Annotated in this window: 26 protein-coding genes; 14 read left to right on the top strand and 12 right to left on the bottom strand. The window is 74.8% G+C overall.

Features of this window, described 5'->3' with window-relative positions; translation table 11 throughout:
- Positions 1 to 51 precede the first annotated feature (51 nt).
- Positions 52 to 567, bottom strand: a complete 516-nt coding sequence (locus ACFW6A_RS26580; RefSeq protein WP_351856129.1) for a hypothetical protein — start codon at positions 565 to 567, stop codon at positions 52 to 54.
- Entirely contained in the window at positions 564 to 1,556 is a 993-nt protein-coding gene (locus ACFW6A_RS26575; RefSeq protein WP_351856133.1) for an ATP-binding protein, read from the bottom strand. The genes ACFW6A_RS26580 and ACFW6A_RS26575 overlap by 4 nt, the downstream gene beginning before the upstream one ends.
- A gap of 313 nt (positions 1,557 to 1,869) precedes the next feature.
- Here ACFW6A_RS26575 and ACFW6A_RS26570 point away from each other — a divergent pair, with 313 nt between their 5' ends.
- Both ACFW6A_RS26570 and ACFW6A_RS26565 read left to right on the top strand, forming a co-directional pair.
- On the top strand, positions 1,870 to 2,142 hold the full coding sequence (locus ACFW6A_RS26570) for a DUF6479 family protein (protein WP_386480394.1): 273 nt from the start codon (positions 1,870 to 1,872) through the stop codon (positions 2,140 to 2,142).
- A gap of 100 nt (positions 2,143 to 2,242) precedes the next feature.
- Positions 2,243 to 3,307, top strand: a complete 1,065-nt coding sequence (locus ACFW6A_RS26565) for a MerR family transcriptional regulator (RefSeq protein WP_351856139.1) — start codon at positions 2,243 to 2,245, stop codon at positions 3,305 to 3,307.
- Here the strand turns inward: ACFW6A_RS26565 and ACFW6A_RS26560 are convergent.
- The 3 genes from ACFW6A_RS26560 to ACFW6A_RS26550 form a co-directional block, all read right to left on the bottom strand.
- Complete coding sequence (locus ACFW6A_RS26560) at positions 3,276 to 4,127, bottom strand: anti-sigma factor domain-containing protein (protein WP_386643416.1); 852 nt, start codon at positions 4,125 to 4,127, stop codon at positions 3,276 to 3,278. The genes ACFW6A_RS26565 and ACFW6A_RS26560 overlap by 32 nt on opposite strands.
- 148 nt (positions 4,128 to 4,275) lie before the next feature.
- Entirely contained in the window at positions 4,276 to 5,019 is a 744-nt protein-coding gene (locus tag ACFW6A_RS26555) for a sortase domain-bontaining protein (RefSeq protein ID WP_386480386.1), read from the bottom strand.
- Positions 5,012 to 5,833, bottom strand: a complete 822-nt coding sequence (locus ACFW6A_RS26550) for a DUF4397 domain-containing protein (RefSeq protein WP_386643413.1) — start codon at positions 5,831 to 5,833, stop codon at positions 5,012 to 5,014. Before ACFW6A_RS26550 ends, ACFW6A_RS26555 begins: the two co-directional genes overlap by 8 nt.
- Positions 5,834 to 6,036: 203 nt before the next feature.
- Between ACFW6A_RS26550 and ACFW6A_RS26545 the strand changes: the two genes are divergently transcribed.
- Positions 6,037 to 6,684: an RNA polymerase sigma factor gene (locus ACFW6A_RS26545; RefSeq protein ID WP_386480380.1), complete on the top strand. Its 648-nt coding sequence runs from the start codon at positions 6,037 to 6,039 to the stop codon at positions 6,682 to 6,684.
- A 251-nt stretch (positions 6,685 to 6,935) separates the two neighbouring features.
- On the top strand, positions 6,936 to 7,178 hold the full coding sequence (locus ACFW6A_RS26540; protein ID WP_386480377.1) for a hypothetical protein: 243 nt from the start codon (positions 6,936 to 6,938) through the stop codon (positions 7,176 to 7,178).
- A 237-nt stretch (positions 7,179 to 7,415) separates the two neighbouring features.
- Here ACFW6A_RS26540 and ACFW6A_RS26535 read toward each other — a convergent pair whose 3' ends face one another.
- Positions 7,416 to 9,512, bottom strand: coding sequence for a glycosyltransferase family 4 protein (locus ACFW6A_RS26535; protein ID WP_386643410.1), 2,097 nt, complete (start codon positions 9,510 to 9,512; stop codon positions 7,416 to 7,418).
- Between the two features lie 167 nt (positions 9,513 to 9,679).
- On the opposite strand from ACFW6A_RS26535, the gene ACFW6A_RS26530 reads away from it, so the two are divergent.
- Positions 9,680 to 11,023 carry a glycosyltransferase gene (locus tag ACFW6A_RS26530; RefSeq protein WP_386643407.1) on the top strand — a complete coding sequence of 448 codons (1,344 nt, stop codon included), beginning with the start codon at positions 9,680 to 9,682 and terminating at the stop codon, positions 11,021 to 11,023.
- Between the two features lie 60 nt (positions 11,024 to 11,083).
- Here ACFW6A_RS26530 and ACFW6A_RS26525 read toward each other — a convergent pair whose 3' ends face one another.
- Positions 11,084 to 13,165, bottom strand: a complete 2,082-nt coding sequence (locus tag ACFW6A_RS26525; protein WP_386643404.1) for an MMPL family transporter — start codon at positions 13,163 to 13,165, stop codon at positions 11,084 to 11,086.
- A 372-nt stretch (positions 13,166 to 13,537) separates the two neighbouring features.
- Here ACFW6A_RS26525 and ACFW6A_RS26520 point away from each other — a divergent pair, with 372 nt between their 5' ends.
- Complete coding sequence (locus tag ACFW6A_RS26520; protein ID WP_386480367.1) at positions 13,538 to 14,794, top strand: NAD(P)/FAD-dependent oxidoreductase; 1,257 nt, start codon at positions 13,538 to 13,540, stop codon at positions 14,792 to 14,794.
- Between the two features lie 132 nt (positions 14,795 to 14,926).
- Positions 14,927 to 15,592 (top strand): SDR family NAD(P)-dependent oxidoreductase, encoded by a 666-nt coding sequence (locus ACFW6A_RS26515; RefSeq protein ID WP_351856163.1) that lies wholly within the window; start codon positions 14,927 to 14,929, stop codon positions 15,590 to 15,592.
- A 132-nt stretch (positions 15,593 to 15,724) separates the two neighbouring features.
- Here ACFW6A_RS26515 and ACFW6A_RS26510 read toward each other — a convergent pair whose 3' ends face one another.
- Complete coding sequence (locus tag ACFW6A_RS26510; RefSeq protein WP_351854254.1) at positions 15,725 to 16,381, bottom strand: sigma-70 family RNA polymerase sigma factor; 657 nt, start codon at positions 16,379 to 16,381, stop codon at positions 15,725 to 15,727.
- 280 nt (positions 16,382 to 16,661) lie between these two features.
- On the bottom strand, positions 16,662 to 17,045 hold the full coding sequence (locus ACFW6A_RS26505; RefSeq protein WP_351854257.1) for a DUF6479 family protein: 384 nt from the start codon (positions 17,043 to 17,045) through the stop codon (positions 16,662 to 16,664).
- A gap of 379 nt (positions 17,046 to 17,424) precedes the next feature.
- Between ACFW6A_RS26505 and ACFW6A_RS26500 the strand changes: the two genes are divergently transcribed.
- On the top strand, positions 17,425 to 17,631 hold the full coding sequence (locus ACFW6A_RS26500) for a hypothetical protein (RefSeq protein ID WP_351854260.1): 207 nt from the start codon (positions 17,425 to 17,427) through the stop codon (positions 17,629 to 17,631).
- Positions 17,632 to 17,785: 154 nt separating this feature from the next.
- On the opposite strand, the gene ACFW6A_RS26495 is transcribed toward ACFW6A_RS26500, so the two are convergent.
- Entirely contained in the window at positions 17,786 to 18,208 is a 423-nt protein-coding gene (locus ACFW6A_RS26495) for a YjbQ family protein (protein ID WP_351854262.1), read from the bottom strand.
- A 330-nt stretch (positions 18,209 to 18,538) separates the two neighbouring features.
- Between ACFW6A_RS26495 and ACFW6A_RS26490 the strand changes: the two genes are divergently transcribed.
- From ACFW6A_RS26490 to ACFW6A_RS26470, 5 genes are all read left to right on the top strand, one after another.
- Positions 18,539 to 19,408, top strand: a complete 870-nt coding sequence (locus ACFW6A_RS26490; RefSeq protein ID WP_351854264.1) for an ABC transporter permease — start codon at positions 18,539 to 18,541, stop codon at positions 19,406 to 19,408.
- On the top strand, positions 19,381 to 20,163 hold the full coding sequence (locus ACFW6A_RS26485) for an ABC transporter ATP-binding protein (RefSeq protein WP_386643399.1): 783 nt from the start codon (positions 19,381 to 19,383) through the stop codon (positions 20,161 to 20,163). Before ACFW6A_RS26490 ends, ACFW6A_RS26485 begins: the two co-directional genes overlap by 28 nt.
- A 10-nt stretch (positions 20,164 to 20,173) precedes the next feature.
- On the top strand, positions 20,174 to 21,211 hold the full coding sequence (locus ACFW6A_RS26480) for an ABC transporter substrate-binding protein (protein ID WP_351854270.1): 1,038 nt from the start codon (positions 20,174 to 20,176) through the stop codon (positions 21,209 to 21,211).
- Positions 21,212 to 21,213: 2 nt separating this feature from the next.
- Positions 21,214 to 22,398, top strand: coding sequence for an LLM class flavin-dependent oxidoreductase (locus ACFW6A_RS26475; protein WP_386643396.1), 1,185 nt, complete (start codon positions 21,214 to 21,216; stop codon positions 22,396 to 22,398).
- A gap of 68 nt (positions 22,399 to 22,466) precedes the next feature.
- On the top strand, positions 22,467 to 23,585 hold the full coding sequence (locus tag ACFW6A_RS26470; protein WP_386643393.1) for an NAD(P)-binding domain-containing protein: 1,119 nt from the start codon (positions 22,467 to 22,469) through the stop codon (positions 23,583 to 23,585).
- Here the strand turns inward: ACFW6A_RS26470 and ACFW6A_RS26465 are convergent.
- Entirely contained in the window at positions 23,575 to 23,958 is a 384-nt protein-coding gene (locus ACFW6A_RS26465; RefSeq protein WP_386483820.1) for a hypothetical protein, read from the bottom strand. The two genes, ACFW6A_RS26470 and ACFW6A_RS26465, sit on opposite strands and share 11 nt — an antisense overlap.
- Positions 23,959 to 24,352: 394 nt before the next feature.
- Positions 24,353 to 26,188 (bottom strand): ABC transporter ATP-binding protein, encoded by a 1,836-nt coding sequence (locus ACFW6A_RS26460; protein WP_386643390.1) that lies wholly within the window; start codon positions 26,186 to 26,188, stop codon positions 24,353 to 24,355.
- A gap of 126 nt (positions 26,189 to 26,314) precedes the next feature.
- On the opposite strand from ACFW6A_RS26460, the gene ACFW6A_RS26455 reads away from it, so the two are divergent.
- Complete coding sequence (locus ACFW6A_RS26455) at positions 26,315 to 26,761, top strand: MarR family transcriptional regulator (protein WP_351854311.1); 447 nt, start codon at positions 26,315 to 26,317, stop codon at positions 26,759 to 26,761.

Genomic DNA, 26,761 nt, shown 5'->3' with positions numbered 1-26,761 from the left:
GGCACCGCGCCGGGCGGAGCGCGTCCCGGCCGGGGCGGGCGTCGGCGGCGGTCACGGGTCCTCGCCTCCCCCGAGGGGGAGCAGGCGGTGCAGGTCGAGCGTGCCGGTGCGCAGGGCGCGGGCGATCCGTTCCCGTCCGCTGGGCAGGGGCCGCAGGCTGAACGACCGCGGTGCGGAGGCCGGCAGCACGCCCAGCCCCGGGATCGCCTCGCCGGTGTGCGGGTCGGCGACCGGGTCGACGCAGGCCAGCCGGGCGAGGAACTGCCGCTGCCAGCTGGGGCGCACCCGGACCAGCGTCTCCACCTCGCCGGGGTGGTTGTCGGCCACCCAGGCGGTGAAGGCCTCTTCGTCGGCGACCACGACCGCCGGTGCGGGGTCGACGAGGGTGAGGGTGGCGACCGGCGTGTCGTCCGGCAGGGTCACGCGGACCGACTTCAGGTCCAGCTCGGCGCGGGCCGCGCGCAGTTCCTCCATGACCTCGTGGCGCTCGGTCCGGTACTCGGTGTCGACGGCGTCGCGCAGCACCCGGAGCACGGCGACCCGGGTGGCGTGCTCCTTGAGGCTCATGCGGCCCTGTCCTTCCGCTCGGTCCCGTCCTTCCGCCCGGCCCTGTCCTTCCGCCCGGTCCCGTCCTCCCGCCCGGTGCCGGCCCCGGACTCGACGTCCTCGGCGACCCTGTTCCTCGCCGCCGCGGTGCCGTAGCGCACGATCAGCTGGCCGAGCGTGCGGGTCTCCCCGGCGTCGTCCAGGACGGCGGCGCCCAGCAGGTTGTGCCGGCGGGCCTCCTCGTACAGGACGCGCAGTTCCTCGTGGCCGGCGCCCGGCGCGGTCGCCGCCGTGACGTAGTCGGAGACGGAGGGGGTGGGCTTGCCGGCCTCCAGCCAGTCGAGGACGGCCTCGGCGAACTCCGGGCCCGGCCTGTGGAGCACCGTCCCGGACAGCGGTTTCGCCCGGGACTTGGAGATCACCAGGGTGTTCTCGTGGTCGAGGTCGCCGACGATGTCGAATTCGTACTCGATGCCCTCCCGCTGCTCGGGCTTGAGCCCGATCTTGCGGGGCACCTTGCGGCCGCGCTCGTCGGCCTCCACGACGTACTCGGTCTTGGTGCGCATGGTGACGATGAGGTGGCCGGGGTAGGCGAGCAGGGCGTCGATCATGGCCCGCTCCTGGGGGCGGGCCTCCTTCCAGCCGGCGAAGCTGCCGCCCGCGCCGAGGCGCTTGGCCGCGTTGTCGACCTGCTCCAGCATCCCGCCGGTGCCGGACCAGAAGTGGCTCAGGGAGTCGACGATCATGACGTCGTAGCCCTCGTGGGCGGCCACGGCGAGCGCGTCGACGAGGGTGGTGGGCTCGAACGTCGTGAGCGGGAGGGTGTCGAAGGCGAACTCGTCGGCGTACTTGGCGGCGCTGCCGTGTTCGGTGTCGATCAGGGCGACCCGCTCGCCGAGCCCGGTGGCGGTGACCAGGGCGGTGTAGGTCTTGCCCGACCCGGTGGGCCCGGCGAGTGCGACGCGGGCCTTGGCCTGTTCCTTGGTGGCGGTGGTGAAGGTGAGGTTCACGCCGTGCTCCTGGCATCCGCGACGGCGGTTCCCGGTGCTTCCGTAGGGCCGCCGCCTTGATCGAACATGTAATCGAATTACCTTCTGCGTCCACGCTAGGCCCGCCGGGAGGAAGAATCCACCCTTTTCGACCAGAAAAACCCGATAAAGGAAGAAATGTCAGAAAGGAGGCGTACAATACCTCGCCGCACGCGTCCGGCCGGCCGGGGCGCCCCGCGGCCGCCCGCCCTCCCCGGTCCTCCGGGGCGGAGATCCCGCCCCTGGCGCATCCACCCGCGGGCCGGCGACCGAAACCACGCATACATCCACCACCGTGCGGGAGGTCGTCATGCTCGTTCTGATCGGAGTGATCGTCGTCGCCGTGCTGATCGGCGCGTTCGTCCTCGGCACCAAGGTCCGCGACGAGGAGACCGGGCCGCCGGATCCCGCCTCGCATCCGCTGCGGCCCCCCACCGACCGCCTTCCGGGCGAGACCTCCGCGTACCGGAGGCCCTCCGAGGTCCCCCGCGCCGACTGGGCCCACCGGCTGCGGCCGTACCAGCTCCGAGCCGGTACGGAGGCATCGCCCGTGCCGCCGCGGGAATAGCCGCCCCGTGCCGACGGCGGCGCCCGCGCGGGCCGGGCGGATTCCGTCCCGCGCGGCGTTCGGATGATATGCAGCGTTCATGAACCGCGAGGTGGGTCGCATGGCCGATACGAGTCCGGGAATCACCACGGGGGCCCTGGCCCGCCGTCTGGGGGTGTCGCCGACCACCGTCCGCTCCTGGGAGCAGCGCTACGGCATCGGGCCTGCCACCCGCCCGGACGGCAAGCACCGGCGCTGGACCCCCTCCGACGTCGCGATGCTGGAGGAGATGTGCCGCCTCACGGCGTCGGGCGTCCCCCCGGCGGAGGCCGCCCGGGCCGCCCGGAACAGCCGGGGGCCGTCCGGCACGGACGAGGAGCTCGCCGCTCCGGTCCCCTCCGCATCCGGTCCCGCCCCGGGGCACCGGCCGGCCGGCGGAGGCGCACTGCCCCTGGGGGACGTGCGCCAGGAGTGCCGGGGGCTGGCCCGGGCCGCGGTCCGGCTGGACGCACCGGCGATGGAGACGCTGCTGGAGCAGGTGATCTCCGACTACGGCCTCGTCACGGCCTGGGAGGAGGTGATGGTTCCCACGCTGCACGCCGTCGGCCGCAAGTGGGAGTCCTCGGACGACCGTTACGTCGAAGTCGAGCACCTGCTGTCCTGGCAGGTGTCGACCGTCCTCCGGCGCGCCGCCGTCGCGTCCGCGGGGAAGCCGATGCCCCCGGTCCTCCTGGCGTGCGTGCCGTCGGAGACCCACACGCTTCCGCTCGAAGCGCTCGCCGCGGGCCTGTCCGAACGGGGCCTCCCGACCCGGATGTTCGGCGGGGCGGTCCCGGCGGAGGCGCTGGACGCGGCGGTGCGCAGGTGCGGCCCCGCCGCGGTCGTCCTGTGGTCCCAGGCGCGTTCGACCGCCAGCCACGCACTGGCCCGCCACGTGGCGGGCACGACGTTCGGTCTGCGCGGCGCCCGCACCGCGCCGCTGGTGCTGCTGGCGGGGCCCGGCTGGGCGGGCCGGACGCCCGACCCCGGCGTGCTGCGCCCCCGGGGACTGCGCGAGGCTCTCGACTCCCTGTCCCGCCTCTACGGCGAGCCCGTACCGGAACCGGAACGCGGATCGGCCGCCGAGCCGGAACCCTCCGGCACGGACCGCCCGCCTACGGAGCCCAGGACGGCAGGTCGCCCCTGACCACGCTCTCCCCCGAGTGGGCGGGGTCGCCGTCGTAGGCCTGCGCGGAGACGTCGAGGAGGGGGTACCCCGCCGGATCGACCCCGTCGGGCAGGGGGAGGCTGGCCCTGCCGTCGGACCCGAGCACCCCCACGGCGATCAGCTTGGTGCCGCTCCGGTCCATGAGCCACACCTCGTAGTAGCCCCGCGTCGGCGGCAGCCCGCTGACGGACACGGTCACCGCGCGTCTCGTGTCCGTGCCCTGGTGGATCCGGACGGTCCCCTCGGTCGCCCGGCCCGCCACCGGCACGAGGGGAACCGTCCGGCCGGCGGCCACCGGTGACGACGCGTCCTCGTGCAGGTGCCACCAGGTCGCCGCGCTCCCGGTCAGGAGTCCGGCGACCAGACCGGCGGTCGCGAGCAGCAGACCGGGACCGCGCCGCCGGGACCGGCGGCGCGGCTGCCCCCGAGCCGGGCCCTCTGCCGGTCCGTCCGGGTCCGGGGGGCCGCTCGCGGCGGTCCCCTTCCCGTCGGCGCGCTTGTCCTCGCCGGCGCGCCCATCCCCGTCGGCGGGCCCGTTCCCGTCGGCGGGCCCGTTCCCGGCCGCCGTTCCGGGCAGGCCCAGTTCCGCGGCGATGGAGTGCCACACCCTTGCCGGAGGCGGCGCGAGAAGGTCGTCGACGGCGGCGGAACGGGCGCTGTCCACGACCCGCCGAAGCTGCCGGAGTTCTCGGGCGCACTCCCCGCAGGCCCGCAGATGGGCCCGCTGCCACGCGTCGGGCGAGCCGGAGGGCCGCAGGGCGAGTGCGATCAGGTCGTCGGCGGCGAGATGCTCTGCCATGGTCACCTCACCTGGGCCGACACGCGCGGGCCGGCGCACTCACGCGGTTCGGGGAGAGGGGCCCGAGGGGCTGGGGCGCACCGGTGTCGTGGGGGTCCGGCACGGGTCTCGGCGTACGCATGGGGCGGGCTTCCGGATCAACGGGCGGTCAGCCCTTCGCGGGAAGGGGGACCGCGGTGACGACGAGGTTGCGCAGGTATCCGCCTCTGTCCGGGTCGTACGGCGCCGCACAGGTGATCAGCGTGAGGACGGGAGGGCCCGACCTGGCGAAGGCGGACGCGGGCAGTTCGCCCTTGTCGACCGTCGCGCGGGAGGTGATCCGGTAGGAGACGGGAGGAGCGCCGTCGCGGCGCACCAGGACGGTGTCACCGGCGCGGACGTCGAAGAGGGCGGCGAATTCGCCCAGGTCGCCCGAGCGCGAGTCGACGTGCCCCATCAGCACGGCCGAGCCCGAGGGCTCTCCCGGAGCGGGGCCGAAGCGGTACCAGCCGGCCCGCCCGGGGTCGGCGGGAACCTCGGCGCCGCCGTCCCGGTCGACTCCGACCGGCACCACCGGGGCGTCCAGGCCGACGCGCGGGATCTCGACGCCCCGCGGGGGCGCCTGTCGGCCGCGCGGCTCGTCGGTCCGTGCGGGTGCCGGCCGGGCGGGCGGCCCGTCGGGCCGCGCGGAGGCGTGCGGGAGGGAGGCGGGGAAACGGCCCGGGAGCGTTTCCGCCCGCGGCCCGGACGCGGAGGGGGCCGTCCGGGCCTGGAAGTCCGGGGCGGCCGGAGCGGACGGCCGGAGCGCCGCCCCGGCCGCCAGGGCCACCGCTCCGGAGACGGCCAGCACGGCGATCGCGACGCCGTCCGCCCGCCGCCTCCGGGAGGGAGCGGCCTCGCGTGCTTCAGGCACGGGACCGTGCCACCACGCGGCGGGCCGTGAGGGCTCCGGCGAGCGCGAGCAGTCCGGCTCCGGCGGTGAAGGCGATCCACGCCTCGGAGTCGTTGGGCTGTCCGAGGCCGGCGGCCACCCCGGTGGGCGCGGCGTGCATGCCGCTCAGGGTCTGCACCTTGAGCTGGAGGTTCTTGTCCGCGGCGCTGCCCCAGGCGTACACGATGTTGGTGGTGCCCTCCTTCAGGTCGAGGTCGGCGGGGCCGATGACGACATCGTCGGTGCCGGCGAGGACGACGTCGGCCGAGACGGTCCCCGCGGGAAGCTCGGCGGTGGCCTCCTTGGGGTTCACGAGCCCCTTGAAGACGGGCCGGCCTTCCGCCCTGACGTCCACGGCGGGGGCCGCGGCGACGTGGCGTACGGTCAGGCGCGTCTCGCCCGCGGGGATCTTCGAGGTGTCGTTGACGAAGGCGTCCAGCTGGGGCTTGCCGTCGGCCGACAGGTGCGCGACGACGGTGGCGTTCGCACCCGCGGGGACGTCCACGGTCTTCTGGATGGCGGGGGTCCCCTTGGGGTCGGCGCCGGCCGGGAAGACCTTCAGGTCGTAACTCCCCGCGGGGAGTTCCTGAGGTTCGGTGAGGGTGCCCGGCTTGAAGTCCGGGAGGAGTTCGTCACCGTTGGCGTACACGTCGACGGTCAGTCCGGGCACGGCGTGCAGGACGGACACCATGGCCTTGTCGTCGTCGGCGGAGGCGGAGGCGGGGACGGCGGCGCCCAGGGCGAGGGCGCACGTTCCGAGGGTGGCTGCTACGAGGGCGGGGGTCCGGGAACGCATCTCTGATTCCTTTCGGACCGTTCACTCCCTGCGAGTGAGCGGATACCTGTGCTTCTCCTGGCCCCCACGGGCGGATGCAGGGTTCGGCCCCGACTTTCCCCTCCTCGCCCTTTTTCGATGCAGGATCAATGCGAATTGCCCGCGTGCATCGATTCGGCGGACCGTGAGGGAGACGGTGCATCCACGTGCCATAGGAGCAAGCCATGGTCTCCGCCCACCCCTCTTCCTCGACCCAGGTCCACCCGCACGCACCGCCGGCGTCCCCCGGCGGGACGGCGCGCGCGGCCGGCCGCGCGACGACGCCCGACGCGTCGGAAGCGGAGCTCGCCGCACGGTTCACGAGCGGCGACCCTTCCGCGCTGGCCACTCTGTACGAGCAGCACTCCGCGCTGGTGTACTCGCTCGCCCGCCGTGCCCTCGGCAACGCCCAGGACGCGGAGGACGTCACGCAGCAGGTGTTCATCGCCGCCTGGCGCGGCCGCGCCGGGTACCGGGCGGAGCGAGGCGCCCTCGGCGGCTGGCTCGTCGGCATCGCGCGCCACGTCATCCTGGACGCGCGGACCGCGCGGACCCGGCGGACCGACCTTGAGCGCACCCTGACGGGTCAGTACGCGCAGGGGGTCCGCAACTACAGCAAGGACGAGTGCGAGCAGGCCCTGAACCGCGTGCTCGTCCTGCAGAAGCTCGGCCTCCTCTCCCCCGTCCAACGGCGTCTGGTCGGAATGGCGATCTACGGCGACATGACACAGGCGCAGATCTCGGAGGAGACCGGACTCCCGCTCGGCACGGTCAAGAGCCACATCAGGCGCGCCCTGCACTCCCTGCGGCGCTGGATGGAACCCTCCGTCTGAGGAGCGGCCGCGACGCGCGGCACCTCCGGTGAACCGACCCGACCGGCTCCTTCCCTCACCCGGATGCTCCGCCGGAAGCGCATCCGAAAAAGGGCGAAATGCGAAGTATGAGGAGAAGGAGATGACCGTCAGCAGCGTCAACCTCACGTCTCTGCCCTCCAACTGCTGACCTGGCCTCACAGCGGACGCGACCGCTCACCCCGAGGAGCGCTCGCCACGCCGCTGCCGGTTCGACCGAAGTGAGAGAGAAGATGATCGTCAAGAAGCTGCACGATGCGGGAATGACGAGTGAGCACGCCTACCTCGCGGCCGCCGGCTCGATCGGGCTGTCGCTCGCCTCGTGGCTCACCTCGCGGCGGAGCGAGGATCTGGAAAGGGCCGACCGGTGGGGCATCTTCGTCGGTGAGTGGGCGCCCACGTTCTTCGCCCTGGGTCTGGCACTGGCGAACTACGAACGAGAAGAGGCACCGAAGAACGTCGTCGACATCGGCTGACGCTCCGAGCGTCCCGTCGCCCCGCGCCCCCGGCCGACCGGCCTGGGGCGCGGCCGCGTGTCCGCGCCCGGTGGCGCCGGCGCGCACGCCCCCGCCGGCCGTCGGCGCGGACCCGTGCGCCGCGGGGGCGCGGGGGACGTCCCGCGGAACACCGAAAGCGCGAAAGGCCCTCGGGGAGCGGTCCGGGGCGCGCCCGGTGGGCGCGCCCCGCTCACGGGTCGGAGCGTCCGGCCCGCATCAGGCGGACTTCCGCCCGCCCCGGTCCAGCGAAGGGCCGCGTCCCCCGCCCCGGCCCCGCGGGGCCGCGTCGGCGTAGTGGTCCGCGAGGGCGCGGGCCATGGCGGCCGCCGAGTACTCGGTGCGCACGAGGTGCTGTGCCCGCCGGGCCATTGCCTCGGCGGCCCCGTCGTCCAGTTCCAGCAGGCGCCGCAGCCCCCGGCCCAGCGCGCGGGGGGTCGAGGTGTCCAGGAGCAGGCCGTTGACCCCGTCGTCCAGGTAGTGCGGCACGCCGCCGCGCTCGGGTCCGGCCACGACCATCCCCGCCTCCATGGCCTCCAGGACCGCCAGACCGAACTCCTCCTTCGCGCTCGCGCAGACGTAGCGTGCCCGGAGGCGGTGGGCGGGGTCGGTCAGCGTGCGTTCGAGCGACCGCACGTCGGCGTTGGAGAGCGCGGGAAGGAGGAGCAGGTGCTCCCGGGCTTCCGGCTCGCCGAGGGTCGCCGCGCGGATCCGGTCGCGCATCAGGGATTCCTGGCGGTCCGGCGCCCGCGTGCTCCCCCCGACGAGGACCAGGACCGATGCGCGGTGGCACCCCGACTCGATCCACGCCCGGACCAGGACGTCCTGCTGCTTCACCGGGTGCAGACGTCCGACGCTCAGCAGCACCGTCCTCCTGGGTCCCCCCAGGGATCCGGCCTTCGCACGGATCCTGTCGACGAGGGATCCGCACCGCTTCGCCGCGCCGGGCGGCGGCGCGTAGGGCGCCACGCCCTCGGGCGGGGCGCTCAGTCGCCGTGCCCCGTGTCCACGGGCGAGCTGGGGGAAGTGGTGGAGCAGTTCCGCCGTCCCGCCCCGGCCGGCGATCCCCACCACGCGGTCGGCCCGGTCGACCAGGCGGTCGGCGAGGAACACGCGGTGCAGGTCCAGGCGCACGCGGTCCGGGTCCGCGTCGGGACGGTCGAGGAGCTCGCTCATCTGGCGGTGCGGATCGGGGGTCGCGGTGAAGACCAGCCCCGCACCGACCCTTCGGGCCGCCTCGGCCAGGGCCAGCGAACCGTCGTCGGCGTACCGCACGTGGAGGACGTCGAGCGGCCGTCCGAGCCCGGACATCAGCCTGGCGGCCCACCAGGCCAGGGCTTCGCGGTGCGCCCCGATGTCCTGCGGGCCGACCGGCCGGTCCGCGTCCACGGGAAGCCGCAGGATCCAGTGGCCGGGGCTCCTCCGGCGCAGCAGCACGGGATCGTCCTCGAGGTCGGGGCGGCAGGCGGTGACCACGGTGAGGACGCCCGCGATGCCGTCGGTCGAGGCGAGCGCCTCGCCGACGGATTCGAGGAGGACGCTGAGGCCGCCGCTCAGGCCCTCGCCCGGCCGGTCGAACCGCCCCATCAGCATCGACTGCGCGACGAACAGCCCCGAGGAGGGCGGGGAGCACCGGAGCCATGGGCGCGGACCGTGCCGCAGGGCCTCCAGCAGGAGGCGCTCGTAGGCGTCCGCGGGCTCCGCGGTCCGGAGCCGGTTCTCCCCCGGGCCCCCGTACCGGGCGAGCAGCCGCCACGCCGCGTGCCGCACCCTCCGGGAGCCTCCGGCGGCGAGCCGGAGGACGCCGTCTCCGGGGACCGGCCGCAGGCCGGCGGCGGCCGCGAGGTGGAGCAGCACGGCCGTCGTCCCCGGGTCCCGGGCGGTGCGGAATCCGGAGCGCAGCGCCCTCGTGGCCCGGGCCCCGCCGTGGAGGCGCACGACCTCCGGCCACGCGTCGAAGACAGCTCCGCGCGCCCCGTCGCCCCCGGCCACGAGCCGCACGCACTCCTCGGGGCCGGGCGTCCGTCCCGACCGCACCCGGTTCCGGAGGCGGGCGACCGCGACGTCCTGGGGGGTCACCGCGGCGTACGGCCCGTGGTGTCGTGCGCCGCCGCCGGTGCCGTACTCCTCCTCGACCAGCCGGGACAGGAGACTGCGGGAGGACGGAGGCGGGTCCGTCGGGTACGAGGACGCCGCCGCCCCTTCGGACCGGGCCCAGAAGGCCCGCCTCGCCGCCGTGAAGGCGTCGTGCTTCCCGTCGGTGGCGACGGAGCCGTGGGAACCCGGCGGCGCCAGGTCCGGGACAGGGATTTCCATGGGGACTCCTGGTGGGATACGTCCGACCAGGAGGCTTTCCTCGTCTCCTCCCGGCGCGGATGCACCGGGGCACGAGGAACGGGCGGGTGCGCGAAGGCGCGGGAGCGCATCCGCTTCGGCCCTCCGGGACGAAGCACCGGCGGAGTCTTCCCGGCACAGGAGGTCGGATGCCACGCATCGCGGTGATCAGTCCCCCCTTCCAGTCGCACGCCCGGCCCCTGTCGGTGCTGGCGGGCGCTCTCGCCCGGGCGGGCTCCGACGTCACCTTCGCGTGCGCGCCCCCCTTCGCCCGGCTCGCCGGGGAAGTCGGCGTGGACTTCGCCCCGCTGACCGTGTCGCGCAACGCGAACACCGGTGTCGCCCGGAGCACGCGGCAGGGCGCGCGGGAGGCGGAACGGCTCGAGGAGTTCCTCGGCTCCACCCGTGAGGGGGCGGTCGCCACCCTGCTCACGCAGTCCCGTCACCGCGGCGAGGACATGCTCGCCGATCCGGAGAAGGTCCTCGCCGAGGTGCGCAACCTCCAGGAGCGCCTGGCCCCCGACTGGTTCGTCGTCGACCAGCTCAGCTACCCGGTGACCCTCGCCCTCCATTGCCTCGGGCTGCCTTTCGCCACCTTCTGCCCGGGGCATCCGACGTACCTGCCGCACGGCCCGGAGGCCCTGTTCGGCGTCCCCTACGCCTGGCCCGGGGCCGTCCGTCCCGCCGCCCGGGAACTCGCCGAGCTGCGGCGGGCCGCCTCGGCCAACGACCTCGCGTTCACCGAGCGGTTCGCCGAGGTCGCCCGCAGGCACGCACCACGGCGGCCGGCACCCGGGCGGGCGTTCGCCCTGGCGTCGAAGCGCGCCGTCGTCTTCAACTACCCTCCGTTCCCCTGGCTGCCGGAACACCCGCCGTCCGGTGCGCGGTTCCTGTACGGGGGCCACGGCGTGCCCCCGGAGGAGAAGGACCCGGGCGCCGAGTGGGAGGGCGTGGTCGGCCGGCTGAGGTCGGCCGCCGGCCGTCTGGTGCTGATCGCGCTCGGCACCTTCCTGTCCGCGCGCGACGACGTGCTGGCGTTGCTGGTCCGGGGCGTCCTCTCCCGCTGTCCGGACGTGGCGGTGGTGGTCGCCGCGGGCGATGCCGCGCCGGCGCTGGCGCACCTCGCCGGGCCCCGGGTGCACGTGGCACGTGTCGTTCCGCAGCGCTGGCTGCTGAGCCGGGTCGACGCCATGGTGCACCACGGGGGCAACAACTCGTTCACCGAGTGCGTGGCGTCCGGGACTCCGGCGCTGGTCCTGCCCTTCTCCAGCGATCAGTTCGCCATCGCCCACGACGCCGAACGCGCGCGGCTGGCCACGTGCCTGGACCAGGCGACCCTGACCGAGGACGACGCGGGTGCCGCCGTACGCGGTCTCCTCGAACGCGTACCCGAAGGGCTGCCGCGCTGGTCGGAAGCGGTCCGCCGGCGCGGACCGGACTGGGTCGCCGGCCGGCTGCTCGACGCCATGGAGCCGGCTGCCGGGTGCCGGTGACCGACCGGCACCCGGCGCGGGGAGGCGGGGCGGGGGACCGCCCGGTGGGCGCGGCGGTCGTCAGGGGCGGTGCCGCAGCGCGCCCGGCCACCACACCGCGGGGCCGATGTCGCGCACCAGGGCGGGGACGAGCAGCGACCGGACGACCAGGGTGTCGAGGAGGACGCCGAAGGCGACGATGAACGCGATCTGCACCAGGAACGCGAGGGGGATGACCCCCAGGGCCGCGAAGGTGGCGGCCAGGACGACGCCGGCCGAGGTGATGACTCCCCCGGTGGCGATCAGGCCCCGTCGCATCCCCTCCCGCGTGCCGTGCCGGACGGTCTCCTCGCGGACGCGGGACATGAGGAAGATGTTGTAGTCGACGCCGAGCGCCACCAGGAAGACGAAGCCGTACAGGGGCACGGCCGGGTCCGTGCCGGTGAATCCGAGGACGTGCCGGAACACGAGGGCGGACACCCCGAGGGTGGCGGCGAAGTTGAGCGCGACCGTCACCACCAGGAGCAGGGGGAGCAGGACCGAGCGCAGCAGGCCGACGAGGATCACGAGAATGACCGCGAGCACCACGGGAACGATGAGCGTCCGGTCCCGCTCGGCGGTGACCTGGGTGTCGTACTGCTGTGCGGTGTAGCCGCCGACCAGGGCGTCGGCGTCCGGCACGGCGTGGAGGGCCGCTCGGAGGTCGGCGACCGTGGCCTTCGCGGCATCGGTGTCCGCGGCGTCGGCGAGGGTCACGTCGATGCGCACGCGTCCGTCCGCGACGAGCGCCTCGGCGGTGCCGGAGGCCCCGGGGGCCGTGAAGACGACGGCGGAGTCGACCCCTTCGACTTCCTGGGCGGCCGCGCGGACCCTCTCCGCGGCGCCGGCGTCGGCGATGACGACGGCGGGATTGCCCGCGCCGCCGGGGAAGTGCTCGCTCAGTCGCGCCTGGGCCGCGACGGACGGGGCGTCCTTGACGAAGATCTCGTCGAGCGGCACGCCCTTGGAGTCGAGGCCGAAGGAGAAGGCGGCGCAGACCAGCAGGGCGGCGAGGGACCCTCCCCACACCCTGCGGGGCGACCGGTCGACGAGGGCGGCGATCCTGCGCCAGACCGGGTGGGCGTCGTCGGCGGGCGTGGCCTTGGGGCGTGCGGGCCAGTAGGCGGCACGGCCGAGCAGGACCAGGGCGGCGGGAAGGAACGTCACGGCGCTCAGCACGGCGCACACGATGCCGATCGCTCCGACGGGGCCCAGGGCGCGGTTGTTGGTCAGGTCGCTGAGGAGGAGCGCGAGAAGACCGAGCGCGACGGTGGCCGCGCTGGCAGCGATCGGCCCGATGGACTGCCGCAGCGCCGCCCGCATGGCGGGTACGCGGTCCCCGTCCCGGGCCCCGAGCTCCTCCCGGTAGCGGGCGGCCAGCAGCAGTGCGTAGTCGGTGGCGGCTCCGATGACGAGGATGGACAGGATCCCCTGGACCTGCCCGTCCACGCGCACGACGTCGCGGTCCGCCAGGAAGTAGACGACGGCGCAGGCCAGTCCGAGGGCGAACACGGCTCCGATGATGATGAGCAGCGGAAGCAGGACGCTGCGGTAGACGAGAAGCAGGATCACCAGGACCGTCACCAGGGCGACCACCAGCAGGAGGCCGTCGATGCCGGAGAACGCGTCGGCGAGGTCGGCCTGTGTGGCGGCGGGTCCGCCGAGCCATGCCTCCGTGCCCGGGACGGCGGACACGGCGGCGTCGATCCTCTCCACCACCGCCGGGAGTTCGTCGCCCAGGTCGGGCCTGAGCTGGACGATCCCCCGCAGGGCCTCTCCGTCCGTGGACGGCAGCGCCGGGGAGGGGGCGCCGACCACCCCCGGCGTACCTTCCAGCGACGCGAGCGCCCCCGTCGCCGCCGCTCGGACCGCGGGGTCCAGCCGCCCGCCTGCCGGCTCCGTCCAGACGATCAGGGCGGGCAGGGTCTCCTCCTGGCGGAAGGCCTCCTGTTCCCCCAGGACCCGGGTGGACTCGGCGCTGCGGGGGAGGAAGGCCGCCTGGTCGTTCGTGGCGACCTCGCCGAGCCTGCCCGCGTAGGGGCCCAGCCCTCCTCCGACAGCGAGCCAGACGACGAGCACGAGGAGCGGCAGCAGTCGGCCGGCCCACCGCAGGGGTGTGGACATGAGAACTCCCGGAAACGATCTCTCGACAAAAAACAATCTCAATGACTGAGTCATAAGGGGGCGAAACCCGAGACCCAGGCCGCCGGCGGGCGACGGAGGCTCACGGGTCGGTGGGGATTCCGCCCGGGGCCGTGCCGTGGATGCACCCGATGCGCGAGGGGCCGGCGCGTCCCGCCCCACGGACGTCCGCCGCATCCGCGGGCAGCCCGCGGAGCGAAGGAACAGAGCCGGCCGGAGCGGGCATCGCGCGGGCACGGGCGGACGCGGCGGGACGGACACGCGCCGGTTCTCCGCGGATCAGCCGGGGCCCTCTTCCCCAGGCGGGACGGGACGGGCCCGTCCGATCAGGAACCCACACCCCAGGAGGACACCATGGCGCGGACGACGGACGGCGGATCCTACGACGTGGTCGTCGTCGGAGCGGGTGCCTCCGGGCTCGCCTGTGCCGGCGACCTGTGCGCGGCGGGGCTGCGGGTGCTGCTGCTGGAGGCCGGCGACGCGGTCGGCGGGCGGATGCGCACCGACCGGGTGGCCGGCTTCACCGCGGACCGCGGCTTCCAGGTCTTCAACACGTCGTATCCCCAGGTCAAGCGCCGCCTGGACCTCAAGTCCCTGCGGCTGCGACCGTTCACCCCCGGAGTGCTGGTCCACACGGAAGACGGGCTCCGCCGGTTCACGGACCCCAGCCGGCGCCCGCTGCAGAGCCGGGACCTGCTTCCCGGCCGGCTCGCCTCCGGTCGCGACCTGCTCGCCCTCTCCGCGCTGTCGGCCCGGGACGCCCTGGCCCCGGCGGCCGTGCTGCGGCGCGGCGCCGACGGCACGACGCGCGACGCGCTGGCGGCGGCGGGCGTGTCGCCGCGGCTGGTGGAGACGTTCTTCCGCCCCTTCCTCTCCGGCGTCTTCCTGGAGGACGGGCTGGAGACCTCGGCCCGCTTCTTCCACCTGGTGTGGCGGAGCATGCTCCGCGGCACCCTCTGCCTGCCGGCCGAGGGGATCGGCGCGGTGCCCGCCCGACTCGCGTCGCGGCTGCCGCCGGGCGTGCTGCGGACCGGGACCCCGGTCTCCTCCCTGACGCCCGGGGGCGTGGCCCTCGCCGACGGGCACGAGGTGGCCTCCCGCGCGGTCGTCGTCGCGACCGGCCAGCGGGTCGCGGCGCGGCTGCTCCCGGGGCTCCGCGTACCGGACGGCCGGACGGTGACCACGCTGTACCACGCGACCACCCGCCCCCCGCTGGCCGAGCCCGTCCTCGTCGTCGACTCCCGGCGCAGGTTCCTCAACACCTGCGTCCTCACCGCCGTCCAGCCCGGCTTCTCCACCGACGGCCGGGCCCTCGTCTCCACTTCCGTGCTCGGCTCCCCCGGCGCGGCCCGCACGGACGCCGTCCGGCACGACCTGGGCGAGGTGTACGGCGTCGGCACCGACGACTGGGAGCTGGTCCACCGCGTCACGGTCACCGACGCCCTGCCGGCCATGCCGGGCCCGTCCCCGCTGGTCCGCGCTGTGCGGTGGGCGCCCGGCCGGTACGTGTGCGGGGACCACCGGGCGACCGGCTCCCTCCAGGGCGCGCTGGCTTCGGGAGCCCGGGCGGCACGCGCCGTCTTGGACGACCTCCGCCCGGGCCCTGCCTGAACGGTCCGCGCCGCCCTGGGGCGGCGGGGCTCCGGGCCCGCGGGGCGGCCGGCCCGCGGGGCGGCCGGCCCGTCGGGACGGTCGGCCCGTATCGAAGTCCGGGAGGACGGGATGACAGGCCGGGAGGACGGGATGACAGGTCGGAGAAGAGTGCTCGTCGTCGGGGCGACCGGGGAGGTCGGGGGCCTGGCGGCACGGCTGCTGGCCGAGCGCGGGGCCTCCGTGGCGCTGGCGGGGCGCGACCCCGCCCGGCTGGAGGAGCGGTCCCGTGGGCTGGACGGCTGCCCGGCGCTCGCCTTCGACGCCTACGACCTCGACCGCTGCGCCGCGCTGGCACCGTGGGCGGCCCGCGCCCTGGGAGGGCTCGACACGGTGGTCGTCACCGTGGGCGTCGCGGGCTTCGGCGCGGCGGACGACGTCACGAACGCGGTCGCCGAACACCTCATGACCGTCAACGCGCTCGCCCCCATGGCGGTGGTCAGGGGAGCCCTGCGCGTCATGGAGGGCGCGGGCACCGTCGCGGTCGTCACCGGCGCGATCGTCGACCGGCCGATGCGCGGCACGGCCGACTACGCGGCGGCGAAGACCGCCCTCGCGGCCTGGCTCGAAGTGGTGCGACGGGAGCGACGCGCCCGCGGAACCTCGGTCGTGGACGTCCGCCTGCCCCACCTCGCCACGGGTTTCGCCGACCGCGCGGTGACCGGAACGGCCCCGCGCATGCCGGCCGGGGCCGACCCGGCCGAGGCGGTCGACCGCCTCCTGGTCACGCCCGTCCTGGCAGGCGCCACGGGGAGGTGAGCACCCGTCACCCCCTCCCCGGGGCGCACGCCCCGGGGAGGCGCGCTCGCCCCTCCCGCCCCGTCCCGTCCCCCGTGCCTTGCCCCTCGCCCGGGAACGGCCGGCCTCCTTCGCGAGGCACCGGGACGGCTCTCAGGAGCCGACCCGCAGGCCGCAACCGGGCTGCCCCTCCGTGGAGTTGCTCCCGCTCGCCCGACCGGCCACCCCCTCCGCAGGGGCGTCCGTACGGGCGTCGACCACTCCGGCGAGCGCTCGCAGCGCCCTCCTCGTATGGCTCTTGACCGTGCCGAGGGGCAGACCGAGGCGCCGCGCGATCTCGGGCTGGGTGAGCCCCACGTAGTAGGCGAGGAAGAGGATCTCGCGGCGGTCGGGCGGCAGACCGGCCAGGTGGGCGGCGAGTCCCAGGCGCTCCACCGCACGCGCGCAGGTGTCGGGGCTTTCCGGAGCGGGCCCCCGCCCCAGGCGGCGGAAGCCTTCGTGACGCCGCACCAGCGCACCGGACGCGTCGGCCGCTTTGTGCGCGGTGATGCCGTGCAGCCACGGACCGAGGCCGCCGCGGCGCGGGCAGTACCGGCCGGAGTGCGACCAGACGTCCGCGAACACCCGCTGGGCGACGTCCTCGGCGTCCTGGGGCTCGATGCAGCGGCGCCGGGCCCAGCGCAGCACGACGGGGTACCACTGGGTGAAGAGGGAATCGAAGGCATCGCGTACGACATCGCCGTGCGGCGGCGCGCCGTCGTTCCGGGCCAGGCAGTGGGCGCACGGGGGCGCGGGCGGTCGGGAGGGCACCAGTCGTCTCCGGAGTCATCCGGGGGAAGGGGACGGGGTCGCGATGCCGACGGCCGTAACGGGTCCCTCGGGACGAGGCCGCGGCGCAGAGATGCCCACGGCACCAGCGGAACACGGGGGCCCGCCCGCCGCCATCCCGGGCGGGCCGACCGTGAGGATCGCGCCGGCACGACGCCGGAGGCGGGCCCGATCCTCCCCCTCGCACGCGGAAACGGCGCGGAGGGGAGACCCTCTCGCGCCGTTCTCCGTTCGCCGCTCACGCGGCCGTCGTTCGGCCGTTTCAGTCGCCGTGGCCCGTGCCACCGCTGCCGAAGCCGCCGCTGGAGATGCCGCCCCACTTGCGCTGCTCCTCGCTGGGCGGAACGGCCGACGCCTCGCCGCAGTTCCGCAGGTTGTAGGGCATGAGACGGTGCGCCCCGTCGGTGTGGGGCATCTCGGAGGGCCTCCGGTACTCGGACACCTCGCCGGGGTGCCGGTCGGTCTCGGGGCGGTGCGGCTGGGTGTCGGGGGCCGGGGGCGGGAGCTCCTTCCTCGTGAGCCTGGTCCCCAGGACGAAGGCGCCGATGAGGACGACGACCACGATCAGGCCGCCGAGCACCTGGGCGAGTCCTGACTGCCAGACGCCGGCAGCCAGTCCGTTCACCGCGACGGAGTGGGTGTTCATGAAGGTCTCCCATGCGTCGGACCCCCGCCCGCAGGGCGGGGCACGGTCGGGATCGCCCTGCCGCACACCTCCCGTCGCGGCCGTACGGCCGGGGCCGGAAGGACGACGAGGCCGAGGAGAACCAGCGTCCCTCCGGGAGGAGCGCGCCACCATACGCGTCGTTCGTGCAGCGTCCCGGCGGTCGCGGTGGTTTCGGGGACGGACCGGAAAGGCCCCGTTCCGGCCGCCGGGCCGACCGCGGACCGGAGCGGCGGGCCCGCGCGACACCGGGGCCGGCACGCACCGCCGTCCGGGTGATCTCCCGGGGACCGCGCATCCGCGCGGACACCCGCCCGTGAATTCCGAACGCCCAGTCCCCCGGAGAAAGCCAGGACACCCCATGACCTCGACTGCCGCGTTCCTCCCCGGCCATTACACGCCGGCCGCGGGCGAGTACGTCTGCGACTGCGTGGAAGGGCACGTCTGGCGGATCGACCTCGCCGGACACCTCTTCCCGCCGTTCCCGCCGCACTGCAGTGCCCTGCGGTGGCACGCGGCCCAGGCCTCGGGATCCCCCGCCCCGGCCCCGGACCGCCCCCTGGCCTGACCTCGCCCCCGCCCGGCGGACACGGACCAGGGCGCCGGGCCCTGCCCGGCGGCGCCCGGCACCCTGCGCCCGGCATCCGGACCCCGGCACCCGGCGCCTCCCGAGCAAGAACCTTTCGCGGAGGCGCCCTTCGCGGAGGCCGCCCCGCCCCGGGTCACCCCAGGAAGCTCAGCCGCACCTGCCGCTGGGGGTTGTCCTTGTTGGTGTCGACCAGACAGACCGACTGCCAGGTGCCCAGGGCGAGGCCGCCGGCGACGACGGGGAGGGTGGCGTGGGGCGGGAGGAAGGCGGGGAGGACGTGGTCGCGGCCGTGGCCGGGGGAGCCGTGGCGGTGCTGCCAGCGGTCGTCGGCGGGGAGCAGGTGGTGGAGGGTGGCCAGGAGGTCGCTGTCGCTGCCGGCGCCCGTCTCCAGGACGGCGAGGCCCGCGGTGGCGTGGGGGACGAAGAGGTTGAGGAGGCCGTCGCGTCCCGCGGCGGCCTCCGTGAGGAAGTCCTCGCAGACCCGCGTCAGATCGGTGACCGTCTCCTGGGAACCCGTGGTGAGGCTGACGACGCGCGTGGTGAAGGAAGGTGACATGGGGTCATCCTGCCGTCCGAGGAGCAGGATCGCGCGTCCACGCTCCGAGACACCGTTGACCGTGTCGCCCGCGGGTCGCTACGTTCGCGCCATGTTGCGTACAGCACTGCTCACCACGCGCGGTCACATCGACCTGCTGCGGGTGGCCTCCGCCACCTGTTCCCGCGGCTGCTGACGCCTTCTTCCCGGCCGTGCCGACGGCCGGACGCCTCCTCCTGACGCTCTGACCCCTCCGCCGTACGCGTGCGCCCTCCGCGTGCGGTGACGTCGACGCGTACCCGCTCCCCGCCGCTCCTTGCCGCGTTCCCCTCCCCGTACCGGAGTCTCTTCATGGCCGTCGGTCACGCACCCCCGCCCCCTGCGCCCCTCCTGCCGGACATATCCGGTATTCCGGAGATCGAATCCCTCACTCCCCTGCGGCGCCCCGGGCGCCGGCCCGCCGTGCCGCGCTGGCTGCGGCGGGCCGTCGGGCCGCTGCTGCTCCTGCTGGCGTGGCAGGTGGCCAGCGCCACGGGGGCGCTCGCGCCGGAGGTGCTCGCCTCGCCCGGGACGATCGCGCGGTCGGCCGCGGGTCTGGTCGCGGACGGGACCCTGCCGACCGCCATGGGGGTCTCGCTCCGGCGGGTGGCCGCCGGGCTGCTCATCGGCGGCGCCGTCGGGACGGCGCTGGCGCTGCTGTCCGGGCTCTCCCGGCTCGGCGAGGACCTCGTGGACGCCACCGTGCAGATGCTGCGGACGGTGCCGTGGGTCGGGCTCATCCCGCTGCTGATCATCTGGCTGGGCATCGGCGAGGCCCCCAAGGTGGCGCTCATCGCGCTCGGCACCGCCTTCCACCTCTATCTGAACGTGTACGCCGGGATCCGGGGCGTCGACGCCCAACTCGTCGAGGCCGGACAGTCGCTGGGGCTCGGACGGTGGGGGCTCGTGCGGCACGTGGTGCTGCCCGGCGCGCTCCCGGGCGCCATGACCGGGCTGCGGTACGCGCTCGCCACCGCCTGGCTGGCGCTCGTCTTCGGCGAGTCCATCAACGCCGACGCCGGGATCGGCTTCCTCATGAACCAGGCCCGCGAGTTCTTCCGCACCGACGTGATCGTCGTCTGCCTCGTCGTCTACGCCTTCCTCGGCCTGCTCGCCGACGCCGTCGTCCGCACTCTCGAAAGGCTGCTGCTGCAATGGCGACCGACCTTCACCGGACAGTGACCGTCCGGGGCCTGACCCGCTCCTTCGACGGCCGGCCGGTCATCGACGGCCTCGATCTCACCCTGGAACCGGGGCAGTTCACCGCGCTGCTCGGACACAGCGGGTGCGGGAAGTCCACCCTGCTGCGGGTGCTCGCCGGGCTCGACCGCGAGGTCTCCGGCACCGTGCTCGTGCCGCGCCGCCGCGCGGTCGCCTTCCAGGCCCCCCGGCTGATGCCGTGGAAGCGGGTCTGGCGCAACGTCCTCCTCGGACTGCCGGGCCGCCCGGACAGGGCCGTCGCCGACCGCGCCCTGGAGGAGGTCGGGCTCGGGCACCGGGCCGACGTCTGGCCCAAGACCCTCTCCGGCGGCGAGGCCCAGCGCGCCTCCCTGGCAAGGGCGTTGGTACGCGACCCCGATCTGCTGCTGCTCGACGAGCCGTTCGGCGCACTCGACGCGCTGACCCGGATCAAGGCCCAGCGGCTGGTCGCCGAGCTGTGGCGGCGGCGCGGCTGCACCGTGCTCCTCGTCACCCACGACGTGGACGAGGCCCTGCTCCTCGCCGACCGGGCCCTGGTGATGCGCGACGGGGCCATCGCGTACGACACGCCCGTCGCCCTCGACCGGCCCCGCTCCCCCGCCGACCCCGCCTTCGCCGGCCTCCGCGGCCGCCTCCTCGCCGAACTCGGCGTCGGGGAGGGCGGGTCCGGCACCGACGAAGCCGCCCGACCCGCCGCCACCACCCCTGCCCCCGTCCCCTCCTCCTCCCCCGCCTAGGAGCCCCGTCGTGAAGTCCCTCCGACTCTCCCTCTCCACCGCGCTGCTGCTCCCGCTCGCGCTGCTCGCCGCGACCGCCTGCGCGCCCGCCTCGGGCGCCGACGCCGGCGGGAACACCGACGGCAAGGGCGATCTCGTCCTGAACGTCGGCGACCAGAAGGGCGGCTCCGAGGCCGTGCTGCGCGCCGCCGGAGAACTCGACGACCTGCCGTACCGGGTGAAATGGTCCACCTTCACCTCCGGGCCACCGCTGCTCGAAGCCATCAACGCCGGGGCCGTCGACATCGGCGGCGTCGGCAACACCCCGCCGGTCTTCGCCGCCGGCGCCCACTCGAAGATCACCGTGATCGCCGCGACCCACGGCGACTCGGCCGGCGAGGCCCTCCTCGTGCCGAAGGACTCGCCGCTCCGCTCCGTCCGCGACCTGAAGGGCAGGAAGGTCGCGGTGGCACAGGGCAGTTCCGCGCACTTCCAGCTGATCGGCTCGCTGGAGAAGGCCGGGCTGACGCTGAAGGACGTCCAGGTCACGCTGTTGCAGCCGGCCGACGCGCTCGCCGCCTTCACCAGCGGCAAGGTCGACGCGTGGGCGGTCTGGGACCCGTACACCTCCCAGGTGCTGCACAGCGGTTCCGGACGGGTCCTGACCGACGGGCGCGGGGTCGTCAACGGGCTCGGCTTCCAGGTCGCCGCGCCCGCCGCGCTCGCCGACGAGAAGAAGGAGAAGGCCGTCGGCGACTTCGTCGAGCGGCTGCGGCGCGCCCAGAACTGGGTGTTCGACCACCCGGAGGAGTGGGCGAAGGTCTGGGCGAAGGAGACGGGGCTGCCGTACGAGGTGGCGCTGGCCGCCGTGAAGCGCAGCAGCGGCACCCGGATCCCCGTCGCCCTCGACGACGCGGCGATCGCCTCCGAGCAGCGGATCGCCGACACCTTCGCCGGCCTGGGGCTGATCCCGCGCTCCATCCGGTTCGCCGACTTCGTGGACGACCGCTACGACAAGGACCTGCCGCCGTCGACCACTCCGGCGCGCTCCTACGGAAAGGACAACTGACCATGACGGTCCACCTGCACTGGTTCCTGCCGACCGGCGGCGACGGGCGCACCCTCGTCGACCGGCACGCCTACACCGACGGCGGCATCGCCCGGACGCGCTCGGGCACGGTCGCCGGGGTCCGCGCGCCGGACGTCGAGTACCTCGCGCAGATCGCGAAGGCGGCCGAGCGGCTCGGCTTCGAGGCCGTGCTGACGCCCACCGGCACGTGGTGCGAGGACGCCTGGCTGACGACGGTCGCGCTCGCGCAGCACACCGAACGGCTCAAGTTCCTGGTGGCGTTCCGGCCCGGCGTGCTGTCCCCCGTGCTCGCCGCCCAGATGGCCGCGACCTACCAGCGGATCACCCGCGGGCGGCTGCTGCTCAACGTGGTGACCGGCGGCGACTCCGTCGAGCAGCGGCGGTTCGGCGACCACCTGGACCACGACCAGCGGTACGCGCGCACCGCCGAGTTCCTGTCCGTCGTGCGGGGCGTGTGGAGCGGGCGCCCGTACGACTTCCGGGGCGAGCACTACCAGGTGGAGGGCGGGCTCACCGCGCTGCCGCCGGACCCCCTGCCGGAGCTGTTCTTCGGCGGCTCGTCCCCGGCGGCCGGCCCGGTCGCCGCCGAGCACGCGGACGTCTACCTCACCTGGGGCGAGCCGCCGTGGCAGGTCAAGGAGAAGATCGACTGGATCCGCCGGCTCGCCGAGGAGCGCGGCCGGACCGTCCGCTTCGGCATCCGGCTGCACACGATCTCCCGCGACAGCTCCCGGGAGGCGTGGGCGACCGCCGACCGGCTGCTCGCCGACCTCGACGCCGAGACGGTCGCGGCGGCGCAGGCGCTCCTCGGCCGCAGCGAGTCGGTGGGCCAGCAGCGGATGCTCGCGCTCCACGGGGGCGGCGCGCTGGACCGGGACCGGCTGGAGATCGCCCCGAACCTGTGGGCGGGCGTGGGCCTGGTGCGGGGCGGGGCCGGTACGGCGCTCGTCGGCAGCCACGCGGACATCGCCGACCGCATCGAGGAGTACCACGACCTGGGCGTGGAGCACTTCGTGCTCTCCGGCTACCCGCACCTGGAGGAGGCGTACTGGTTCGGCGAGGGCGTCACCCCGCTGCTCGCGGAGCGCGGCCTGCTGACGACGGTGCCGGCGTCGCCGCTCCTGGCGGGCGCGGCGGGCCTCACGGGGGTCGGCGGCGGGCGCTGAGGCCCCGGCCGCCGGACCGGCGGGCGGGGGCCGGGAAGATCCCGGCCCCCGCCCCGGTTGGTAGAAACGTGAACGATTCTGTGGTGGACGTGGTGGACCGTACGGTGGACGTCGTGATCGTCGGCGCCGGTCAGGCGGGGCTCTCCGCCGCCTTCCACCTCCGGCGCACCGGCCTGGAGCCGGACCGGGACTTCGTCGTCCTCGACCACGCGCCCGGGCCGGGCGGCGCCTGGCAGTTCCGGTGGCCGTCGCTGACCTACGGCAAGGTGCACGGGATGCACTCCCTGCCGGGCATGGAGCTGACCGGGGCCGATCCCTCCCGCCCCTCCTCCGAGGTGATCGCCGCCTATTTCGACGCGTACGAGCGGACCTTCGGCCTCGGGGTGCACCGGCCGGTGGACGTGACCGCCGTCCGGGAGGGCGAGGGCGGCCGGCTGCGGGTGGAGACCTCGGAGGGGGTGTACGCGACCCGGGCGCTGATCAACGCGACCGGCACCTGGGACCGCCCCTTCTGGCCCCGCTACCCCGGACAGGAGACCTTCCTCGGGACCCAGCTGCACACCGCCCGGTACCCGGGTCCCGAGGCCTTCGCCGGCCGGCGGGTGATCGTGGTGGGCGGCGGGGCGTCGGCCACCCAGCACCTGCTGGAGATCGCGGAGCACGCCGCCGCGACCACCTGGGTGACCCGGCGCGAGCCGGTCTTCCGGGAGGGCCCCTTCGGCGAGGCGGAGGGGCGGGCGGCGGTCGCGCTGGTCGAGGAGCGGGTCCGGCGGGGTCTGCCGCCGCGCAGCGTGGTCTCGGTGACCGGACTGCCGCTCAACGACGCGATCCGCGCGGGACTGGCGAACGGCGTCCTGGACCGGCGGCCGATGTTCGAACGGATCACGCCGACCGGCGCGGTCTGGGCGGACGGCCGCACGGTCGACGCGGACGTGATCCTGTGGGCGACAGGCTTCCGGCCGGCCATCGACCACCTGGCCCCGCTCCGCCTGCGGGACCCCGGCGGCGGCGTCCGGATGGAGGGAACCCGCGCGGTTCTCGACGAGCGCGTCCACCTGGTCGGCTACGGCCCGTCGGCCTCGACGATCGGCGCCAACCGGGCCGGCCGCGCCGCGGTGGCCGAGGTCCGCCGGCTCCTCGCGCGCCGGCCGGACCACCCCCTGGAGCCGGCGCCGCTCACGGCCTGAGGGACCCGTCGCGCGGCCGCCACTCCCCCTCCGGCGACCTCAGCCCCGCCTCGGGCGCGTACCGGCCGCCGCCCGGTGCGTACCGCGCGCCCTCGCCCGGGGCGTACCGGGCACCGCCCCCCTCCGGGGCGTACCGCGTCCCGCCCTCCGGCGCGTACCGCAGCCCCTCCTCCAGGTAGACGGCGCTCCGGGTGAGGAGGACCTGGGTGAGGACGTCATGGGCGAGGGCGAAATGTCGCTCGTCCGGATGGGTGGTGAGCCGGATCTCGACCCAGGCATCGTCGAAGTCCACCCCGGTCACCCGGGCCAGCCGCCTGGCCTGCCAGGAGGTGATGGGCGACCAGATCCAGCGACGTCGTCTGAGCTGATTCATGCGCTGCCCAACGAGTCGGGCGCCCTCGCGATACCACTCGAATCGGTCGTTTTCACCACACAATCGGCGCCACTCCGTCCGCTGCCGGCCCTGCCGCTCGTTGAACTCGGCCGCGTCCGGCCGACGGGCCTCGCGGTCGGCCGCGGAGTGGACGCACGGCGGCGCCGCCGGCCCCCTGGGACGGGGGACCGGCGGCGCCGGGAACTGCGAGCGTCAGACGAGCCAGCCCAGGAAGTGGAGGACGCCGGCGAGCAGATCGGTGATGACGTTCATGGTGGTGCTTCTCCTCGTACAGGTGTTTCGTGGGACAGCGCAGTCGCGGTCTGCAGCCCGTCGCTTGCGCACCGTAATCATCCGACGCCGCACGGGAGTTGGGCAACGAATCCCGGAACGATCACACGTTCGTGGGAACAACCGCTCCCGCGTTCGTCTGTTCGTCGCGGCGGACCAGGGCGGCGTACGCCCCGTCCCGGGCCATGAGCTCCTCGTGCGAACCGCTCTCCGCGATCCGGCCCGCGTCCAGCACGACGATCCGGTCGGCGTCGCGGACGGTCGAGAGGCGGTGGGCGATGGTGATCGTGGTGCGACCCGCGGAGAGGGTGTCGATCGCCTGCTGCACCGCGTGCTCGGTGCGGGTGTCGAGGGCGCTGGTCGCCTCGTCGAGGATGAGCACCGGCGGGTCGCGCAGGATCGTGCGGGCGATGGCCAGGCGCTGCTTCTCGCCGCCGGAGAAGCGGTAGCCGCGCTCGCCGACCAGGGTGTCGTAGCCGTCGGGCAGCGAGGCGATGTGGTCGTGGATCTGGGCGGCCCTGGCGGCGGCCTCGATCTCCGCGTCGGTGGCGTCCGGCTTGGCGAAGCGCAGGTTGTCGGCGACGGAGGCGTGGAAGAGGTACGTCTCCTGGGAGACGACGCCGATCGCGTCGGCGAGGGTGTCGAAGCCGAGGTCGCGGACGTCGACCCCGTCCAGCGTGACCCGGCCCTCGGTCACGTCGTAGAGCCGGGGCACGAGATAGCTGAGCGTGGACTTGCCGGAGCCGGTGGGACCGACGACGGCGAGGCTGCCGCCGGCGGGCACGGTGAGGTCGATGCCGTCGAGGGTCGGGCGGCCCGCGCCCTCGGGGTCGTACCGGAAGCGGACCTTCTCGAAGCCGATCTCGCCGCGGACGGCGCCGATGCGGACGGGCTCCTCGGGCTCGGTGATGTCCACCGGGAGGTCGAGGTACTCGAAGATGCGCTGGAAGAGCGCGAGCGAGGTCTGCATCTGGACGCCGGTGGAGAGCAGGCTCACGGTGGGCCGGAAGAGCCCCTGCTGGAGCGAGACGAAGGCGACCAGGGTGCCGAGGGAGATCGCGGCGCCGCCGGCCTGCACGGCGAGGCCGGCCGCCCAGTAGAGCAGGGCCGGCATGGCGGCCATCACGATGCCGATGACGGACATCCGCCAGCGCCCGGCCATGGAGGAGCGCACTTCGAGGTCGACGAGGCGCTCGGACTCCCGGGCGAAGGACTCGGTCAGCGAGTCGGCGCGGCCCATGGTGCGGCCGAGCAGGATGCCGCTGACGGAGAGCGACTCGGTGACGGTCGCCGCCATGGCGGCCATCTGCTTCTGGCGCTGGGTGGTGATCCGCTTCCGCTCGCCGCCGACCCGCCGGCTGATCCAGACGAAGACGGGGAGCAGGAGGAGGGAGAAGAGGGTGAGGCGCCAGTCGAGGGCGAGCATGGCGACCACGGTCGCGACGACGGCGGTCAGGTTGGAGACCAGGGAGGTGGCCGTGGAGGTCACGGTGGCCTGCATGCCGCCGATGTCGTTGGCGATCCGGGACTGGACCTCGCCGGTCCTGGTCCGGGTGAAGAAGGCCAGCGGCATCCGCTGGAGCCGGCCGTAGACCGCGGTGCGCAGGTCGTGCATGACGCGCTGGCCCACCGTGGTGGAGATCAGGGTCTGGAGCACGCCGAAGACGCCGGTCAGGACGGCGGTGACGATCATGCCGAGGGCGAGCAGGCTGAGCAGCCCGGTGCGCCCCTGGGGGATCGCGGTGTCGAGGATCCCCTTGAGGAGGAACGGGGTGGCGACCGAGACCAGCGAGGCGGCGGCGACCAGCAGGCCGACGAGCGCGAGGCGGGCGCGGTAGGGACGGAAGAGGCCGAGGATCCGCCGCAGCTGGGCGGGCTCCCTCGGCTGCGCGGGATCGCGCGGCGGAGGTGTCCAGGTGGACTCGTCGTGGGGACGCATGGGCTCCTTCGAGGGGGTCGGGGCGGCGGGGTGCGCCGCGGGGGCGCACATCGGACTGTAGCTCACTCTTACCTATGTTCACAATGAGCGGGGTCCTGATATTGTTCCCCCATGGACACCCCCGCCGTGAGCGCCCCCGACCCCGACGGGCTCCTCGCCGAGCAGCTGCTGCGGCTCACCCGCCGGCTGCACCGCATCCAGAAGCGCCACCTGGAGCCGGTCGGCATCACCCCCGCGCAGTCCCGGCTGCTGCGCCTGGTCGCGCACTTCGGCGACGCCCCGCCCCGGATGGCCGACCTCGCCGCCCGCCTGGAGGTCGTCCCGCGCGCCGTGACCAGCCTCGTCGACGGCCTCGAGGCCGCCGGGCGGGTGCGCCGGGTGCCCGACCCGAGCAACCGCCGGGTGGTGCGGATCGAGCTCACCGACGAGGGGCGCGCCACGCTGTGGGAGCTGCGCAGCGCGCGCCGGGCCGCCGCAGAGGACATCCTGGCTCCATTGACCGTCGAACAGCGCGAGGAGCTCGGAGGCCTGCTGACCGCCCTGGCCGGGCCCGTCCCGGAGAGCGGCTGCTGA

The organism is Streptomyces sp. NPDC058758 (assembly GCF_042746075.1).
GTDB lineage: Bacteria > Actinomycetota > Actinomycetes > Streptomycetales > Streptomycetaceae > Streptomyces.
The sequence above is the reverse complement of the archived record's forward strand: the minus strand, read 5'-3'. Positions and strand labels throughout refer to the sequence as shown.